This is a genomic window from Pseudomonas sp. D1-36, assembly GCF_051132205.1.
In the GTDB taxonomy this organism is placed as follows: Bacteria; Pseudomonadota; Gammaproteobacteria; order Pseudomonadales; family Pseudomonadaceae; genus Aquipseudomonas.
On the sequence record NZ_CP071674.1, the window covers coordinates 2,258,082 to 2,273,275 of the forward strand.

18 protein-coding genes are annotated in these 15,194 nt (G+C 57.5%); 2 read left to right on the forward strand and 16 right to left on the reverse strand.

Going from position 1 to position 15,194, the window contains the following annotated elements; translation table 11 throughout:
* Window positions 1–153: 153 nt before the first annotated feature.
* The gene (locus J3P76_RS10260) at window positions 154–984 is read left to right on the forward strand and encodes a hypothetical protein (RefSeq protein WP_434701833.1); all 831 of its coding nucleotides are present in this window, start codon (window positions 154–156) and stop codon (window positions 982–984) included.
* A 143-nt stretch (window positions 985–1,127) separates the two neighbouring features.
* Here J3P76_RS10260 and J3P76_RS10265 read toward each other — a convergent pair whose 3' ends face one another.
* The 12 genes from J3P76_RS10265 to J3P76_RS10320 all read right to left on the reverse strand — a co-directional run bounded on the left by J3P76_RS10265 (window position 1,128) and on the right by J3P76_RS10320 (window position 10,663).
* Window positions 1,128–1,859, reverse strand: a complete 732-nt coding sequence (locus J3P76_RS10265; RefSeq protein ID WP_434701834.1) for a TIGR03747 family integrating conjugative element membrane protein — start codon at window positions 1,857–1,859, stop codon at window positions 1,128–1,130.
* Between the two features lie 89 nt (window positions 1,860–1,948).
* Window positions 1,949–4,054, reverse strand: coding sequence for a type IV conjugative transfer system coupling protein TraD (gene traD / locus J3P76_RS10270; protein WP_434701835.1), 2,106 nt, complete (start codon window positions 4,052–4,054; stop codon window positions 1,949–1,951).
* A gap of 9 nt (window positions 4,055–4,063) precedes the next feature.
* On the reverse strand, window positions 4,064–4,579 hold the full coding sequence (locus J3P76_RS10275; RefSeq protein WP_434701836.1) for an integrating conjugative element protein: 516 nt from the start codon (window positions 4,577–4,579) through the stop codon (window positions 4,064–4,066).
* Entirely contained in the window at window positions 4,576–5,118 is a 543-nt protein-coding gene (locus J3P76_RS10280; protein ID WP_434701837.1) for a lytic transglycosylase, read from the reverse strand. Before J3P76_RS10280 ends, J3P76_RS10275 begins: the two co-directional genes overlap by 4 nt.
* Window positions 5,100–5,819, reverse strand: a complete 720-nt coding sequence (locus J3P76_RS10285; protein ID WP_434701838.1) for a TIGR03759 family integrating conjugative element protein — start codon at window positions 5,817–5,819, stop codon at window positions 5,100–5,102. Before J3P76_RS10285 ends, J3P76_RS10280 begins: the two co-directional genes overlap by 19 nt.
* A 9-nt stretch (window positions 5,820–5,828) precedes the next feature.
* Window positions 5,829–6,500, reverse strand: coding sequence for a chemotaxis protein (locus J3P76_RS10290; RefSeq protein WP_434701839.1), 672 nt, complete (start codon window positions 6,498–6,500; stop codon window positions 5,829–5,831).
* Window positions 6,497–7,039 (reverse strand): PilL N-terminal domain-containing protein, encoded by a 543-nt coding sequence (locus J3P76_RS10295; protein ID WP_434701840.1) that lies wholly within the window; start codon window positions 7,037–7,039, stop codon window positions 6,497–6,499. Before J3P76_RS10295 ends, J3P76_RS10290 begins: the two co-directional genes overlap by 4 nt.
* Before the next feature lie 106 nt (window positions 7,040–7,145).
* Complete coding sequence (locus tag J3P76_RS10300) at window positions 7,146–7,892, reverse strand: ABC transporter substrate-binding protein (RefSeq protein WP_434701841.1); 747 nt, start codon at window positions 7,890–7,892, stop codon at window positions 7,146–7,148.
* 53 nt (window positions 7,893–7,945) lie between these two features.
* Window positions 7,946–8,440, reverse strand: a complete 495-nt coding sequence (gene radC / locus J3P76_RS10305; protein ID WP_434701842.1) for a RadC family protein — start codon at window positions 8,438–8,440, stop codon at window positions 7,946–7,948.
* 101 nt (window positions 8,441–8,541) lie between these two features.
* Complete coding sequence (locus J3P76_RS10310; protein WP_434701843.1) at window positions 8,542–8,799, reverse strand: hypothetical protein; 258 nt, start codon at window positions 8,797–8,799, stop codon at window positions 8,542–8,544.
* 71 nt (window positions 8,800–8,870) lie between these two features.
* The gene (locus tag J3P76_RS10315; RefSeq protein WP_434701844.1) at window positions 8,871–9,452 is read right to left on the reverse strand and encodes an STY4534 family ICE replication protein; all 582 of its coding nucleotides are present in this window, start codon (window positions 9,450–9,452) and stop codon (window positions 8,871–8,873) included.
* 869 nt (window positions 9,453–10,321) lie between these two features.
* Complete coding sequence (locus tag J3P76_RS10320) at window positions 10,322–10,663, reverse strand: helix-turn-helix domain-containing protein (RefSeq protein ID WP_163854356.1); 342 nt, start codon at window positions 10,661–10,663, stop codon at window positions 10,322–10,324.
* A 209-nt stretch (window positions 10,664–10,872) separates the two neighbouring features.
* Here J3P76_RS10320 and J3P76_RS10325 point away from each other — a divergent pair, with 209 nt between their 5' ends.
* A complete protein-coding gene (locus J3P76_RS10325) occupies window positions 10,873–11,130 on the forward strand; it encodes a hypothetical protein (RefSeq protein ID WP_434562896.1) in 258 nt (85 codons plus the stop codon).
* Between the two features lie 37 nt (window positions 11,131–11,167).
* Here J3P76_RS10325 and J3P76_RS10330 read toward each other — a convergent pair whose 3' ends face one another.
* The 4 genes from J3P76_RS10330 to J3P76_RS10345 all read right to left on the reverse strand — a co-directional run bounded on the left by J3P76_RS10330 (window position 11,168) and on the right by J3P76_RS10345 (window position 15,097).
* Window positions 11,168–13,135, reverse strand: coding sequence for a DNA topoisomerase III (locus tag J3P76_RS10330; protein WP_434701845.1), 1,968 nt, complete (start codon window positions 13,133–13,135; stop codon window positions 11,168–11,170).
* A gap of 224 nt (window positions 13,136–13,359) precedes the next feature.
* Complete coding sequence (locus J3P76_RS10335; protein ID WP_434701846.1) at window positions 13,360–13,830, reverse strand: single-stranded DNA-binding protein; 471 nt, start codon at window positions 13,828–13,830, stop codon at window positions 13,360–13,362.
* Complete coding sequence (locus J3P76_RS10340; RefSeq protein ID WP_434701847.1) at window positions 13,827–14,345, reverse strand: DUF3158 family protein; 519 nt, start codon at window positions 14,343–14,345, stop codon at window positions 13,827–13,829. The genes J3P76_RS10335 and J3P76_RS10340 overlap by 4 nt, the downstream gene beginning before the upstream one ends.
* A complete protein-coding gene (locus J3P76_RS10345) occupies window positions 14,342–15,097 on the reverse strand; it encodes a PFL_4669 family integrating conjugative element protein (RefSeq protein WP_434701848.1) in 756 nt (251 codons plus the stop codon). Before J3P76_RS10345 ends, J3P76_RS10340 begins: the two co-directional genes overlap by 4 nt.
* Window positions 15,098–15,194: the final 97 nt, after the last annotated feature.

Sequence of the window (15,194 nt, forward strand, 5' to 3'; positions counted from 1 at the left end):
AGACGTGGTACGGGAGAGAACGAGAGCGGTCGTCTTTCGCCGACCGCGACAGACGGCAGGTGGTAAGCGTCTGGCGAAGTCACCTCCATTTTCAGCGGATAAAGAATTCTTAGGAGTGGGCGATATAGAGCTATCCATTTCTGGGGAAGCTCAATGTCCTTTCTCTGGCGTCTCGAATCACTCATAGAAGATTGGCTCGACAGCATCAGCCGGTTTTACCAATCAACTCGCAATCGCATGTCTGGCTCGAGTGTAATCGCCGTACTTTCATTGGCGGCGACGATTGGATCTACCGCCGCTGCCTTTCTGGCATGGGACGCTGCGCGTAACGCCAACCAAGTTTCAGCTGCCTCACAAGCACTGACGCTAAAGTTCTACAGTGATCAGATCGCGCTCGGACACCCTTCGATTTCAGTGTTGTCTGGTCAGACCACAGTCTCGGCCGTTCGCCAAAGTGGATATCGGAAAGGTGTCCATGATTATGTGGCAACCTTAATTCTGAGAAACTCAGGGCAGCGCGATTCGCCGCGAGCTTGGGTTGCGCTCTACGCCGATGCTTTTAGCTCAAGTAATCCTCATGCATCGCTCGTAACGCTTCCTAAGGAAACCGACGTTGGTGTTCGATTTCCTATAGGTACATTGTTTGGAGTCGATGAGGACGAAAGTTCATGGCTTATCGCTGTCCTCTACCAGGACGAAGTGCCATCACCAGTTCTCAGTAGTACCTCTGAGCTATCTTCCCCGCAGCCGCTGCGCATGCTCTGTGCACCGCCCATTGTCTTTCGAATGACGTCATGGCCTAAGGAGCCGGATAAAGATCCCGCAATCAGGGTGTTCTCCTCTGGGGCACCCGTGACGGCTGAACAATTGTCGCATGAATGGGACGGTGGGGAGAAAGCGGCGCAGCGAGTTAAGACAGTAAGGGGTGAGGTGATCCGGGCTGCTCATAGCGCAAATGCTTGCATGGATCTGCCTAGTTCCTAACGAACACCCAGAATACTGAGCAGTCGGGTACCAGCAATCAATGCCGCCATCTCCTACCATTGATTGGTTGTGGCGGCCTTTGGTTTGGTCTCCGTGTTGCGCAGATCGACCTGAATGGTTTAGCACTCCAGCAGTACGTTCCATCAAATGTATTTTTTAAACGTCGCCGCGGTGATAGCGGTCGTTATTCCGAGCATCATCGCGCAAGGCAAAAAGACGGTCATTGGATTGAGCGAAAAGGGCAGGGACAGATACATGATCCAGGGCACGAGCAGCAGGGGTATCACTGCTCGTTTAGCGCGGTGGTAGACAAAACTGCTTTCTCGCCCGGCTCCAAACTTGCGAAGGTCGCGGCGCATCAAACCATCGACAAAACCGGTGAACGAAGCTAACAAAAATAATGGTATGGACAGGACTAGAATGGTCAGGCGAACCACGAAGGTGAAGGTGACATACACCGCCGCCAGCGCGAAATCCTCAATGCTTAGGTAAAGCTGATTGATCCAACTCCTGAAACCACTGCCCTGGTTTGACACCCGCGCCTGCTGGGCAAAATCCGCCAAGCCAGTCCTGACTAGCAGCCACTGATTGAGAACGTCCAGCCACTGGACAATCGTCTGTCCGGGTTGTTGGATGATGAGTGAAGCTTTGAAGTGCTCGCTGAGCCAACCCAATTCACTAGTCAGCATGGCCTGGCTGTGTCGCCAACCCTGATCGCTCCAGAACAGCAGCAAACCAGCGAATTCGATCAGGATCGAGAACAGCAACGAGGCGATCACCAAGCCGATGATGCGCAGCACCACGCTGATCGCCGAGATGACCAATCCCGGACGCTGGATCGGCTGTGGCGGCGTGCTCTGTACGGAAGTCGCCATCCTTTACTCCATTGCGCACCGTTAAGCTGATGCTGCCACGGCGCCTGCCGAATACGTGTTTGCTGAATCAAAACCTGTAGCGGGGCGGGCTACCCCACCTGATCCAGATCGAAGTTGGTTGTTGGGCTGCCACCGCTCGCACTCCACCATTGACCCGCCTGTTCGTTGTAAGTGGCCCGCATCCGCTGGGTAAGCTCCTGCAGGTCCTTGGGCATGGCATCGTCGTTGGAAGGCTTAGGCAATGGCATGCGGACTTTCCAAAGCTGCCCACCGGCCTGGAAGGAGAACATTTGCCCCTTGGGCAAGCTGACGATGTGAGCGGGCTCGATCAATGGCACGTTGGTGCTGCTGACGCGATCCTGCGAAGACGAAGTGAAATCGGTGTTGGCCTCAGGATCGGAGGTGTCTGTGGCTCCGGATACCAGCGTCTTTGTCAGTACATTCACCATAGGCAACTGCTTGGTGAGTAACTCTGCGGTAGCGGTTTCGCGCACTCGGAGCATCTGCAGGGTGTTGAAGTTGCCAATCACTTGACCGGCTTTGGCCCGGTTGCCAATTCGCGCCTCGATATCGCTGAGGGTCTGGGTGTAGGCGGTTACCTGGATGCCGGCACCGCCACCCTTGTTAATCAGCGGGATGAATTCATCGCCCATCAACTCGTTGAATTCATCGGCGTGCAGGTTGATCGGCAGCTTGTCACCGGTGCCGCCCGATTGGGGTAGGCCATGGTCAATGCCATGTTTGTAGATGTGGCCCGCGACTGAGACCAAGTCGGCGAACATGGAATTGCCCACAGCGGCGGCCACCTCGGCGTCGGTCAGCGCATCCAGGCCGATGTAGACGATGCCGCGTTTACGTATGATCTGCATCCAGTCGAAGATTGTCCGCGGGTCATCTAAATCGGTGTAGTTGGGAGCCAGTAACTGAGCGGTCTTACCGGTGGTAAGTTTCTCCAGCAGCGGTAGTAGCGAGGCAACGATTTTGTCGAAGTAAGTACGGTCGTAGCGCACTGCCGAACGCAGTCCGTCCATTACCGGATCAAATACCCGCTTCACCGCCAGGTACTGCTCGATGGCCACCACTCGCTTTTCGCGTCCGATCATATGCCGGGGGATGTTCTTCTCGGTGAGCTTGCCCTCAAGCTGTACGATCACCTCCCACGCCTTCGGGTCGGTCTTGGCGAAAAACTGCTGGGCGTATTCGATGAACAGCGCATCGATGTTGACCACATGTCGCTGGATCTGCAGGTAGTCTGGGCGCCGGCCCAACTCAATCAGAGCTCGGGCGATGATGTTGACGAAACGCCAAGCGAATTCACGGAAGGCTGCCGAGTTGCCTTCACCGCTGAGCTGTCCGGCGATGCGTGAGGCCACCTCAGAAATGCGTCCAAAACGTCCCACGGCGTTGTAGCGAGCAGATATCTCCGGCCAGCCTAGATGGAAAACATAGAACTCCTTATCCCGACCGGCCCGCTTGGCTTCAACATACATCCGTTTGAGCAAGTCGGCATCGCCCTTCGGATCGAAGACGATGACTACTTCGTGTTCAACGCGGTGTATGTCCTGGGTGATGTACACCTCGGCGAGTCGCGTCTTGCCGACACGGGTCGTGCCCAACACCAGGGTATGTCCGACCCGTTCGCCCAGCGGCAGGCTGACTTCCGTTTCGTCGGGCTCGACCCCATGCAGCAATGGTGAGCCGCCTACGGGGGGCAAAGGGCGCAGCGGATTGAAGGCACTGTCCCAAGCCGTGACACGAGCCAGAGCCGAGAGTGGAAATGGTGCATGTTCCAGACGGCGTTCAAGTTCTCGGGCCAGACGGTAACAGGCCGGTTGCTCGACATAGTGAGCTACCGTCGGGTCTTGGGCTTCGACCAAGCGCTGTGTGTGCAGACGGGTCCAGCGAAAGCCGCGGCCCATGAACAGACGTTTGCGGCTCACCGGAATCTGTCGACTGGTCAGCTCATAGCGGGGCAGCCGGCGGATATTGCGCCGATAGCGCAGCACCTCCCAGGCTTGCCGCAGGCGGATAAGGCCGAACAAGGTGTAAGCCAGCGCCGTAACCAGCCCGATCTCGGGTGAAAGGGCCACCGCCCAGGGTGAGTACACGCACAGCACCGCGGCCGCGATGCAGATCGCTACGGTGTACAGCTCCACTGCTGGCCGGAGCTTGGACTCCATCGGATGCTCGGCCATGACCAGGACTCACTGTTCCAGTGAGGTGGCAGTGATCAAGACGGGGTAGTGCTCAATCCGCAGGCGGGTGGCAATGTCATTGCCGTTGACCGGCAGGATTGTGATACCGGGCGCGGCTGCGCGAATTCGGGCTAAAGCTTCGGTATCGGTTACTTCAACCGCCAGCCCGGCTGCACCCATTTCTTGCAGTTCAGTCGCACGCTGATGCAGCCAAGCCAACGATTGGGGATCCTCCCCGACCAGGAAAAATGGCTGCAAGCCCGGCATGTCCAAGGTGCGGGTTGTGATTTGGCCTGGGCTCAAGTGAGAGCTGCGCACGGGCAGTATCCAGGTCTCATCGGCAAATGCAGATAGGTCCGCATGTCTGGCCCGAGCAGGCTGGGTCTTGTTGTTTATTGGCGGCCTGACAGCTTCAAACTGGGGGCGGGTGAAACCGCCAGGCTGAACTTCTGCAAACGATAGTTCCGGCTGGGCGAGCGCAGCCAAGAGCACCGCGAAGTGATACGCACTGATAAGTCGCTTCATGGTGGTGTGCCCTGTTTGAAGGAAAGCTTGTCGAGTTGGCGGGTAAAGCCGGCGCGGTAACGCGCGGCCGGCGTTCCTCCTGCCGGGCGGTGATACCGGCCAGCAGCTAACACCCAATCACCGGTAGCGGCGTGATGCTCCTGCAACAGTGCGGCAGTCACGGCGAGATTTCGGTAAGGATCAAGGGCTTCGCAAGGGCTGGAAAAACGTTGTCCGTAGTAACCCAGATTGGTTTGTCCAAGACCGATATCAACCCGCTTGGCGGCATGTCGAACGAGTGCTTGAAGCAAGGCGTGACAGGCGGCCGCTCGGGTGGTGAATCGGTAAGGTATTCCGGCGATGTTCAGGGTCCAGGGCCAGGGCAGCAGTTGATCACGGACGCGGATACCACTCTCCTGCAGCGCAATCGCGAACAACACCGTTGAAGGGATGCCAGCGTCATGCGCCGCTAGTTGATAGGCAGGCGGCGGAAGCTCGTCAGCCTGGGCTGCGAGCATCGTCAGCATGAGCGCAAGTCCACTCAGTCTAGGCGTTGCCATTGTTCACTCACCTGCTGAAATTTGACGGGTAGCGGTCTCGGGGCACCTAGGCTGAACCAGCGACCACGATCATGGTTCAGGGTGATTTGCCGGCGTTGGACCTTGCTCGGATCAATGCCTGCTTGCCGGGCCCAGCCACGGACATGTTCATCCTCACCTTGGCTACCCACCAGGTAGATATCGAAGGCCGTATTACTGCTTTGCAGACGCTGTGCTTCGGCGGTGCATGCTGGGCAATGGTCCTCGACAAACAGCGCTTGGCGCGGCTCTAGCGATGAGCTGGCAGGATGCGGGGATGCCATACCCTGAATCGGCAAAAGTCCAGGAAATAGCTTGGCCCAAGCCGCGGTGTAAGCATTTTGGTAAGACAACTCGCGCTCGGCGCGTTTGGCTTCCAGCGCTACCTGCAATTCGGCATAGCGCTGGCGCTCTTGGTCGGTCGCTGCCTCGACGCCAAGCGCAGTCAGCGGATCGAGGGTCGGACTCCAGAAACCACGCGGGCCAGCTTGGATCTGTTCGAAGCGTGTCCACTCTTGCTCCGTTAGACCCCAGCTTGCCGCCTGTTCGGAGTGCGAGCGCCCCAGCGAAGTGGGCTGTGTGTCCTGGACCCGTGACGGTGTCGTGACAGGGTTAGCCATCGTAGCGGCTGTGCTAAGCAGTGAAGCGAGACAGACGACGGGGGACAGTAGCGCTCGGTTCATGATCGTTTCTCAAGGGAGTTGCACGGTCTGGTCTGGCTGAGTGGTCACCGCGAAGACGGCCGCGTTCGGCTCCAGCGCCTTCAGCTGCCATGCGCCGAGCTGCTCGCCGTTGTGCAGCAACTGGATATCCTTGAGTGAGCGACTGTCAGGAGGTGCGACCGCCAGAAAGCGCTCGCCACCGCGGGATTCAACACCCAGCACTGAGAATGGCGGCGAGAGCGGGGCAGGCTTGGGGCGAGCGGCTTTTTTCGGCTTGGCTGAGGAAGGCGTCGGTGATGGGAGTGATGACTGGGGCTTGAGGTCCAGGAGTCGCTGCTCAACGTGCTCAAGCCGTGCGCGTAGCGCGATCATATCGGCTACGGTGGCACGGTCTGCCAGACCGTCGCGTAGCTCCTGAATCTCTTGCGCCCATTGATCCAACATCGGATCGAGGGTATTGGCCTGTTGCTCACCGGTATCGACCATCTGCTTCAGGTCTTTCAGTGCGTACTGCAGCTTTTGCTGGGCATTCAAGAGGGTGCTTGAATCACGTTGCAGGGTATCCAGGGTCTGAAGGCGTTGGGCGTTCGCATTTTCCAGCTCGGTCACGCGTTGATACTGGTTATACAAACCACCACTCAGTCCGGAGACCGCCAGGCAAAGTGAGCCGACAATGAGGGTTTGAAATGTCGAGGCTTTCATAGGCGTGCCTCCGACTGACGGGACGAGGTTGGTGTGACCCGCACCTTGCCACTATCACTTTTCTCCCGTTCGAAGCAGACCGAACGGCTGACCTCATCGGTCGTGAGTTGCCATGCGGGGCCAGCCAGCACTTGTAGCGCGTTGCGCAGTGAGATCGGGCCGAGCCGGTAATGGGCGGCGGGCAGAGGCCGGGTAAACAGTATCTTTACGGGTTCGGCAGCAGGGCAGAGCGAATAACCTGAGCGCTGCAGCACGTAGTGCATCGCCTCCTGTACCGAAGAATTCAGGTGGGACGGAATGCTCACGTCAATGATTTGAGCGAGAAGATCGCGTTGTTCCGTGGTGGGCTCGGTGCTGACCAGCGTGTAGCGGCCATAACGAAGCTCTGCCGGATGGCTTTCTTCGGCTATGCCCTTCGAGTGCTGGGCCCGATTGTAGCCACTGTCGATCTCAGGATTGGCGGGCAAAGGGTTGGGGATTTGCGCAGTGCAGGCGCTCAACAAACCCAGCAGGCAGACAGGCGTGAAAAAACGCTCCATGGAAAAAACCTCATGTCAGATTCAGTGCAGAACCTGACATGAGGTGAAGGAGCGATTCAGTGAGGAAGTTGATTCAAGGTGGATCGTGTTAACGCTGAACTCGTTGCTATTTATCAAAAATGGCGAGCCCATCCAAGACGGCAGCGTCGGGGTCGAAGATCAACAACCTTACATCCGCCAATGCCGCGAGATACAGCACATTGACCAAGGCCTCCGGCGTACCGGCGTCGAGCTGCTCTTGCCTCAGCGACGAGTAAGGGGCGCCTTCGATCTTCACCAAGTTATCGTCGGTCCAGGGCGTGCCGATCAGCTTACACCCGACGCCATTGCAGTCTGGCAGGGCAAAGGGTTCAAACAGCAGTCCGGTTGGCTTGGAGTCGAAATTGCCAACCCGGACTTCCAAGTGGCGCAGTGCTTCGTCAGTGAGGTGTGCGGTGCTGATCTCCCAGGCTCGACTGTAATGCCCTGTGTCGAAGCTCAAACGATGGACCATGGCCTGGGCTTCTTCCAGAGAGTACAGGTCACCGACGTGACGTCGATCGTTTAGCATTTCACCAGTCACGGCATAGATCACTTGCCGTACTAGTCCGGTAGACGGGAAGCGTTCATCCAATTCATCCGGGATGGACTGACCCTCGCTAATCAGAGTGAAATCGTCATTGAACAGGCACGGGTACAGTTCTAACGCATCATCGGGCAGATGGACTTGTGAGTCATGGACGGGGCGAAAGCAGGGAGGGCAGTCATTTGCGTAGGTGATCTGTAGCAGTCGTTCGATATGAAAGTTGTCGTAGCCGCGAGCAAATGGGTTTGAGGTTTCCGGCAGAGCTGGGGGTTGGGATGAGTGGGTCATGAGGGTCTCCAGAAGGGAATAAACAAGGCGTCCGAAGACGCCTATTTGGGGGGCTAAAGCCAGCCATGCTCGGCAAGGGAGAGAGGACGACCCTCACCGACGATGAAGTGATCCAGTACACGAACTTCGATCAAGTCCAAGGCCTCTTTCAACCGTGCGGTCAACGCGCGATCCGCCAGGCTGGGTTCCGTGCAACCGGAGGGGTGGTTGTGAACGACAATGGCAGCTGCTGCGTTATGTGCTAAGGAGCGCTTGATGACTTGGCGCGGGTAGACACTGGCGCCATCGATGCTCCCGTGAAAGAGGATCTCGAACGCAAGAACGCGATGGCGGGCATCGAGAAAAATCACACCGAAGACTTCATGCTCTTGTGGTGCAAGATGCAGTTTTAGGTATGAGGCCACGGCGTCAGGTGACGTCAGGTTAGGGCCGCGGGTGAACAGCCGACGATCCAGAATACGCAGCGCTTCATCAATCAACTGGTTTTCTTGAGCGATACGATCCGTCTCGACATCCGAGGTTTCAATCAGGGTAAGTTGGGTGCTCATGGGGTACCTCCGAAGGAAAATAATCCGGGGGTACACACCCGAGGGGAGTGGTGTCCCCGAGGTGGATATAGAGTCACAGGCATTGCCCGATGACGCGCTGTTTACAGCCGAGTGAATCGGTGGCGTTGTCCGTGCAGGTGTGAATCGCAACCGTCGCAGGGCAATGGAGAGGCAGGTCTTATACCCTGGCCAGTTTCGGGGTCGAAGTCGGCACTGATGGGCATTAGCCGAACCAGCCCAAGATCGAGGCCGGCGATGCGTTTCTCGATCTCATCCGTCATGTAGTAGAGCGATAACGTGCTGTAGTCCTCGTAAGCCGTAGCGAAGAGGCAGTCGTCGCAAAGCCAGAAGGATTCCATGTGGGTTCTCCTGTGCGGTTTGAAGGAAAGGCGCTCGATTGAGCGCCTTGATGTAAAACAACGTGGACTGTTCAGGCGGGCTGAACAGTACGTGTGGCGACACGGCGGGCCGTGCGGGGAGTGGATGGAGATTCAGGTTCAATCCTGGATTCCTTTGGGTTGTCGGTATCTTCAGCGTCGGCATCAGCTGACGTGGAGGATGGCTCACTGGTTGGCGCGGGCTCAGCAGGTGCTGTTGCCTCCTGCCTGGCAGGCGCTTTGTATTCGAACGTGCCGTTGACCTTGATCCAGTCGATGTACAGCAGACGGCCTTTCAGGCTGGCACCCGGCTGGCCTTGTTTATCGCCTTTCTCATAAAGAAATGGGTCGATCCACAGGTCGCCGATACGGAACGACAGCAAGACCTTTTCCTCGGCTTTGACGGCGTCCATATAGAGACGAATCAAGCGTTCAGCTTCGCCTCCAGCGACTTTGCAGTCGAAGCGGGTGTACTCGACTGCATCGGTGGCACCGTGCAGGGCTGCGATATCGCAGGCCATGAACGGCTGGCCGCGGCGGACTTGTACTTCACGAACACGGTTGAGGTAGCCGATACCGACGGTGTGCAGATTGAAGTAAGTGGTCGCTTCTTGGGATTGGTTGGTGTGGGCCATGGTGGTTCTCCTGTTTCAAGGGAAAACGGCGACGCACAGCCCCCTGAGGGGGAAGTGAGCCCCCGTCAGGGTGGGTAAGGTGAAGGCGAGCGATGAACGACTCGTCACCGGCAAGTCGATGACCATCAGTTCGATGCGCCTGGAGAATAGAGGTGCAGCAGAGGAGAAATCCGCAGCAGGTCTGCGGACCTAGGGTAGTGGGCATTCATCACCGCTGACGCGGTAATCGTGCGAGCCTCCGAATGCTGATCGCACTAGGGTAAACCACCACGAGCGTGGCGTAGCCTTGAAGGTTCAAGCTACCTGGGCTGGGCTGTCAACGACAGCGAACCACACCTTTTGTATAAGCCTGTCATAGGGGCGCGTCAAGATACCCCAAGCCGTTTTTTTATGGCCGGAATACAGGGGAAATTACTGGACTGAAGAAAGCGAAGAATGGGCCTGGCTAGGGGCCAGGCGAGGAATAGAAAAGCCACCTTAGGCGGTCTGACGCAGTCGACAAGCTCCTCGCAAAACTTGATTTAACTGGGCCATGATTCGCCAACCGACCCTTATCGTGGCCTGGGTCGGAATACGCTGGCACGCATCCGCGCACAAAGGGTGCCCAGTATTTCCCCGGCGGGCTCCGGGACTGAATGCGATCGCGGTAGCGGATGACCGCTGCTGCCTGGCAGAAGCAACAGTGGTCATCCGCCACATTAATCCGGTCGAGCACAAAGCGGGAATGAAATTCCGCAGAAGAGAAGGCTCCGAACTCAGGGAGTCCGACCGAGCTACCCGGAGCGAATCGGTCTTGGGTCGCCGTAGCGATGATCCTGAGGCACTACAGCAGAGCGGGTGTGACGACGTCAAGCCAGTGGGCGAAGCGGTTATTTGCTACTGAGATGAGCGGCCAGCTGTTCGACGGTCGTCAGGATAAAGGCACGGTCGCGTTCTTGAAGGCCGCTCAGCAGGCCCGCGATCATCTGGCCCTGGTCGTTGGGGCGATTGCTTGACTCCGTCAACAGTTCATCCATCCGGCAGTCGAAGATGTCCGCCAATTGCATCAGCTTGATCACGGAAAGCTCCACCACACCCCGCTCAAGGCGCGAAATGGCTTCGCTGCCGATCCCTAGGCGTTCAGCGACCTCTTCCTGGGTCAGATTACGCTGAGTGCGGTGCTTCGCGATCATGCGTCCGATTTGGGCTTGGGTTGGATGTTTATGTGCCAAGTGATGAGTTCTCCAATTCAACCCGAATGGTTGAGCAAAGACCCGTTGACATGAACATCCTTAGCGGTTGAGTATCGACTTATAGGGTTGTTATATTGACTGAAATAGCTGTTTGTCGCGACGTGACATCTATTCCTCCAGGAATCAGAGGCCGAAGTGACCAGCGGGACTGAGTGGCCTGATAGGGCCAAACGGAGGAAAGGTTGAGCATGGATGAGCCGCGCGAGAACGACATGGACCTGATCTGGGATCGAACACTGGAGCTGTTCATCAAGATCCATGACTGCCCTAATAGCCCCGAACATCTCGACAGCCTTGTTCATTGGCTAAACGAAGATCCTGCTCACCTGAAAGCGTTCAACGAACTGGGGCAGATATGGATCGCGACAGGCATCGCCTTGGCCCGTGAAATCGGACGACCGCTAGACGAGTTGGAGAAGGATCAGGCGCCGTTGATGATGCACTGACAACACTCCCGGGGTTCATGTGAACGCCAATGGCGCCTCATGGACGACGCGTACCTTTGCTGATCGGCACAGTGCCTTTGCAGTCCGGGTACTGGGAGCATGACCAGAACGGCCCTGATTTTCCCTTACGCCTGAGCATTGAGGCATTGCAATTGGGGCAAGCCGGCCCGGCTTCGACCGGTACCGACAAAGTGAGCGCTCCGCAGTTTGCGATCAGCTGCGTAATCCAGTGCGCCTGCTTGGCAACGAATGCATCCAAGGTCAGACGTCCCGCTTCGATTTCATCCAGAGCCTGCTCCCAGATTGCTGTCATACCCGGATCCGCGACTGCAGCGGGCACCGCCTCGATCAGGGTATGGGCCGCTGCGGAGGCCATCAAAGCTCTTTTTTTCTTCAACAAATAACCGCGATCAATCAACCCCTTAATGATACCGGCACGTGTGGCTTCGGTGCCGATACCGGTTGTGTCCCGAAGTTTCTGTTTCAGGCGTGGATCGTTGACCAGCTTGGCCACATTTTTCATTGCCTTAATTAGATCGCCCTCGGTGAGCGGTTTGGGCGCAGCGGTGCGCATGGATTTGAGTTCGACGTTGTCCACTGTGCACTTCACACCCTGTTGTAGAGCGGGCAACACCTGGGATTTTTGACTGGGTTCATCGTCTTCGGTGCTGTCGGAGAGCAAGCCTTTCCAGCCTTGGACGAGGATCCGTTTGCCAACAGCAGTCAAACGCTCGGCGCCGCACTCCAGTTCGACCTCGGTTCGATCAAACTCGTGATGCGGCAGAAATTGCGCTAGGTAGTGGCTACGAATCAATTCGTAGACTTGGCGCTCTTGTTCAGACATCCGCTCAAGGTTCGCCGGCTCGGTGGTGGGGATAATGGCGTGGTGCGCGGTGATCTTGGCATCGTTCCACGCTCGTGAGCGCAATGATCGATCGACGCTTCCGAGCGCTGGGCGTAACGCGGCATCCATTCTGAGCAGGGCATCGAATACTGCGGCTACCTCGTTGAACATGCTCTCTGGCAAATAGCGGCAATCGCTGCGCGGATAGCTGGTGGCTTTGTGGGTTTCATACAAGGCTTGGGCGATGTTCAGTGTTTCCTGAGCGCCGAGTCCCAACTTGCGTGAACAGACTTCTTGCAGTGTGCTCAGGTCGAAGGGCAGGGGTGGCGCTTCGCGCAAATGCTCAGTCTGCAGCGAGACTACGGTGGCGGTCTTGCTGCCAGAAAGCGCTTGGACGGTCTGACTGGCAAGCGCCTGCTGCAGGCAGCGACCGGCTTCGTCACGTCCTGAGCCTGGTGGTATCCACGACGCGATGAAGGGTTGCTCCATTGAAGACAGGTGCACAACCACCACCCAGTACGGCACAGAGACGAAGCTGGCAATCGCGCGGTCTCGTTCAACCACCAAGCGCAAAGTGGGTGTTTGGACGCGTCCAACCGACAGGACGCCGTCATAGCCCGCCCGCCGTCCTAGGAGGGTAAACAAACGACTGAGGTTCATGCCAATCAGCCAGTCAGCGCGGCTGCGGGCGAGGGCTGAATGATAGAGCTGAAAGGTCTCCTGACCAGACTTCAGCGAGGACAAAGCTTTGCGAATCGACGCCTCATTGAGTGCCGACAACCAGAGGCGCTCAACAGAGCCACGATAGTTGCAGAGCTCCAGTAACTCGCGGGCAATCATTTCACCTTCGCGATCGGCGTCGGTGGCGATGACGACGGTGGTAGCTTCGCTGAGCAGCTGTTTGATGATTTTGAACCGCGCGACAGTCTTGGGTTTGACCTCAACCCTCCACTGCGCGGGAATGATCGGTAGATGATCCAGCGACCAGATTTTGTACTGATCGCCATAGGCTTCAGGTGGGGCCGTTTCCAGCAGGTGACCGATACACCAGGTGACGGTTGTCTCGCGTCCGATCAAGCAACCATCGCCACGTCGGCTGGCTCCGAGAACCTTGGCGATGTCACGACCTTGGGAGGGTTTCTCGCAGAGAAAGAGACGCATAGAACTGCTCCGGGTTGAGTTCGGAGCAGCGTTGTTGGAAACAGCAGTGGCAAGCTATGAGAAACCTGAATGGCAGGTTCCTCATATTAGTCGGTGAGGGCGACCTTGAATGGGGGCGAGGCGGCTACCTTGTAGTCACATGGACGACAGTGCTTCACGAGCAGCGAGTAACGACAGTCCGGGGGGACTTCGCGCAAAGGCGCAATTTTTATGCCTCAAGTCCGTCATGCCGATGGTGGCTGCCCTCTGCGCTTTTTGGACTTCGACGCAGGCGAGCTGGTCTGGTCTGTAGCCTGCCCGACGTGAGCCGCAGATTGGGCTGGATCATTGGAGCGCTCCCGCATTGCCACGTTCTGCACGCGATGAGGCAGGATGCCGACACGACGCGCCTCGATCTTGAAGGTGACCCGCGCATTGTCTTCACTGTCCTCCCACTCATCGCGCACGGTGCGGCCTTCGACCAACACGCGCATGCCTTTCTGGTACAGCGTGCTCCAGTGTTCAGCCTCGCGGTGCCAAAGCTCAACCGGCGCCCAATAGCCGCCTCGATCCTCATAGTTGCCATCGCGTGGCACGGGGTTGTCGAAGTATACATTCAGGCGCAGCAAACGCCGTGGCTCGTCATTGCCTGACGGGAACTCCTGAAATTCTGGCGCACTACCGATGTTGCCTTCGCCGACGAAAAAAGTACTCATTGTGATATCTCCGCTGCTGGTGTGAACTGGCGCAGCAACCGTTCGGCGCTGGCCATTTTGATCGCGCAGGTTGAAGCCTGACGGTAGAGCGAATGCACCACGCTCATCTGCAAGTTCAGTGCGATACGCTCGCATTCGAAACGATGCAGCTCCTCGCGTACGGACTGCGGCAGGGCCTTGTTGGAGGCCTGACGTTCCCAAACCGCAACCCCCATACGGCCGAAGTCTCGGGTACGCCAACGCAAAAATGTGCTGCCTGCACTGGTGTTCTGCAGCACCAATCGAATATCCAGCAGCGAGTAAGGCGGTTGTCCGGCCTGCTGCGCCACAGCCTCCATCAGGTGACATAATTGCGCCTCGATTTCCCTCGCCATCTGCGCCAGGAGTTCCAACTCCCCCTTACCCTTAAAAGGTTTTAAAAGGCCTTTTAGGGAGGTAGCGTGTTCGAGGTGTCGATAGGCATCCGGCGTGAGTGTTTCGAGGGGGATTGGTTGAGTCGGGATCAGGGGCTTCATACTTCATCCTCCGGCTCATCTACTGTCGCAGATGGCTCTGCCGCGTTCTCCGCCAACGCGTCAGCGTCATCCACTGCCACAGCACCACGACGAACGATGGGCGGCGCGAACTGAGAGCGGCGATGCCCCTCAAGGATGTCCGTAGGGGGCAAACCCATTCTCTCGATTGCCGCCAGAGCACGAGCGTTGTTCGCCGCCATGTCATCACGGGTGACGCCAGCATGCCGATAGCGCTGGGCCTGGCCGAACAGGCTGCGCAGCAGATGGGCGCCGTCGTCTATCCAGGCTTCCATGTCTCGGCGGCCGATCAAGGCGGTGTGATGGGCCAACAAGGTATGGCGCACCAAGGTGTCGTAGTCAGTCAGCAGGTAGACGGCGAGGAAGCCCAGCTGGCTGCCGATGTACAACGGCAAGGTGACGGGATGGATGTTGAGGTTGTCGCCCATGTCGATCTGTGTCGGCAAGTCCTGTCTGATCCGGCCCAACTGCTGGGTCAGTTCCAGCATCCCAGCCTTTGCCTGCATCAATTTTTCTTCGAGCTGCATGATCGCCCAGTCGGCATAAGGATCGTCCTGCGCTGCGGCTTGTTTGATCAGGTTAGTGACGCTGATGTAGCCCGCCATGCCCATGATCGAGTGGACGCCTTCGCGTGCGGTTCGACCTTGCCAGATTCGGGCGGCGTGGTGGGTGTGCAGTGTCAGGGTGATGCTGCTGCGCAATGAGCCAAGGTTGAGCTGATAGTGATCGGCCACGGTGTCGTCCTCGCATAGGCTTGGACGGGAACGTTGCGACAGACGAAGGTAAAGGACATCCGAAAAGCTGAATGCTGTCTGTTCGATTTGGTTCGAG

Excerpts from the sequence above, each read along its gene's own strand:
- J3P76_RS10260 (WP_434701833.1), top strand. The coding sequence starts at position 154 with ATGTCCTTTCTCTGGCGTCTCGAATCACTCATAGAAGATTGGCTCGAC.
- J3P76_RS10265 (WP_434701834.1), bottom strand. The coding sequence starts at position 1,859 with ATGGCGACTTCCGTACAGAGCACGCCGCCACAGCCGATCCAGCGTCCG.
- traD (WP_434701835.1), bottom strand. The coding sequence starts at position 4,054 with ATGGCCGAGCATCCGATGGAGTCCAAGCTCCGGCCAGCAGTGGAGCTG.
- J3P76_RS10275 (WP_434701836.1), bottom strand. The coding sequence starts at position 4,579 with ATGAAGCGACTTATCAGTGCGTATCACTTCGCGGTGCTCTTGGCTGCG.
- J3P76_RS10280 (WP_434701837.1), bottom strand. The coding sequence starts at position 5,118 with ATGGCAACGCCTAGACTGAGTGGACTTGCGCTCATGCTGACGATGCTC.
- J3P76_RS10285 (WP_434701838.1), bottom strand. The coding sequence starts at position 5,819 with ATGAACCGAGCGCTACTGTCCCCCGTCGTCTGTCTCGCTTCACTGCTT.
- J3P76_RS10290 (WP_434701839.1), bottom strand. The coding sequence starts at position 6,500 with ATGAAAGCCTCGACATTTCAAACCCTCATTGTCGGCTCACTTTGCCTG.
- J3P76_RS10295 (WP_434701840.1), bottom strand. The coding sequence starts at position 7,039 with ATGGAGCGTTTTTTCACGCCTGTCTGCCTGCTGGGTTTGTTGAGCGCC.
- J3P76_RS10300 (WP_434701841.1), bottom strand. The coding sequence starts at position 7,892 with ATGACCCACTCATCCCAACCCCCAGCTCTGCCGGAAACCTCAAACCCA.
- radC (WP_434701842.1), bottom strand. The coding sequence starts at position 8,440 with ATGAGCACCCAACTTACCCTGATTGAAACCTCGGATGTCGAGACGGAT.
- J3P76_RS10310 (WP_434701843.1), bottom strand. The coding sequence starts at position 8,799 with ATGGAATCCTTCTGGCTTTGCGACGACTGCCTCTTCGCTACGGCTTAC.
- J3P76_RS10315 (WP_434701844.1), bottom strand. The coding sequence starts at position 9,452 with ATGGCCCACACCAACCAATCCCAAGAAGCGACCACTTACTTCAATCTG.
- J3P76_RS10325 (WP_434562896.1), top strand. The coding sequence starts at position 10,873 with ATGGATGAGCCGCGCGAGAACGACATGGACCTGATCTGGGATCGAACA.
- J3P76_RS10330 (WP_434701845.1), bottom strand. The coding sequence starts at position 13,135 with ATGCGTCTCTTTCTCTGCGAGAAACCCTCCCAAGGTCGTGACATCGCC.
- J3P76_RS10335 (WP_434701846.1), bottom strand. The coding sequence starts at position 13,830 with ATGAGTACTTTTTTCGTCGGCGAAGGCAACATCGGTAGTGCGCCAGAA.
- J3P76_RS10340 (WP_434701847.1), bottom strand. The coding sequence starts at position 14,345 with ATGAAGCCCCTGATCCCGACTCAACCAATCCCCCTCGAAACACTCACG.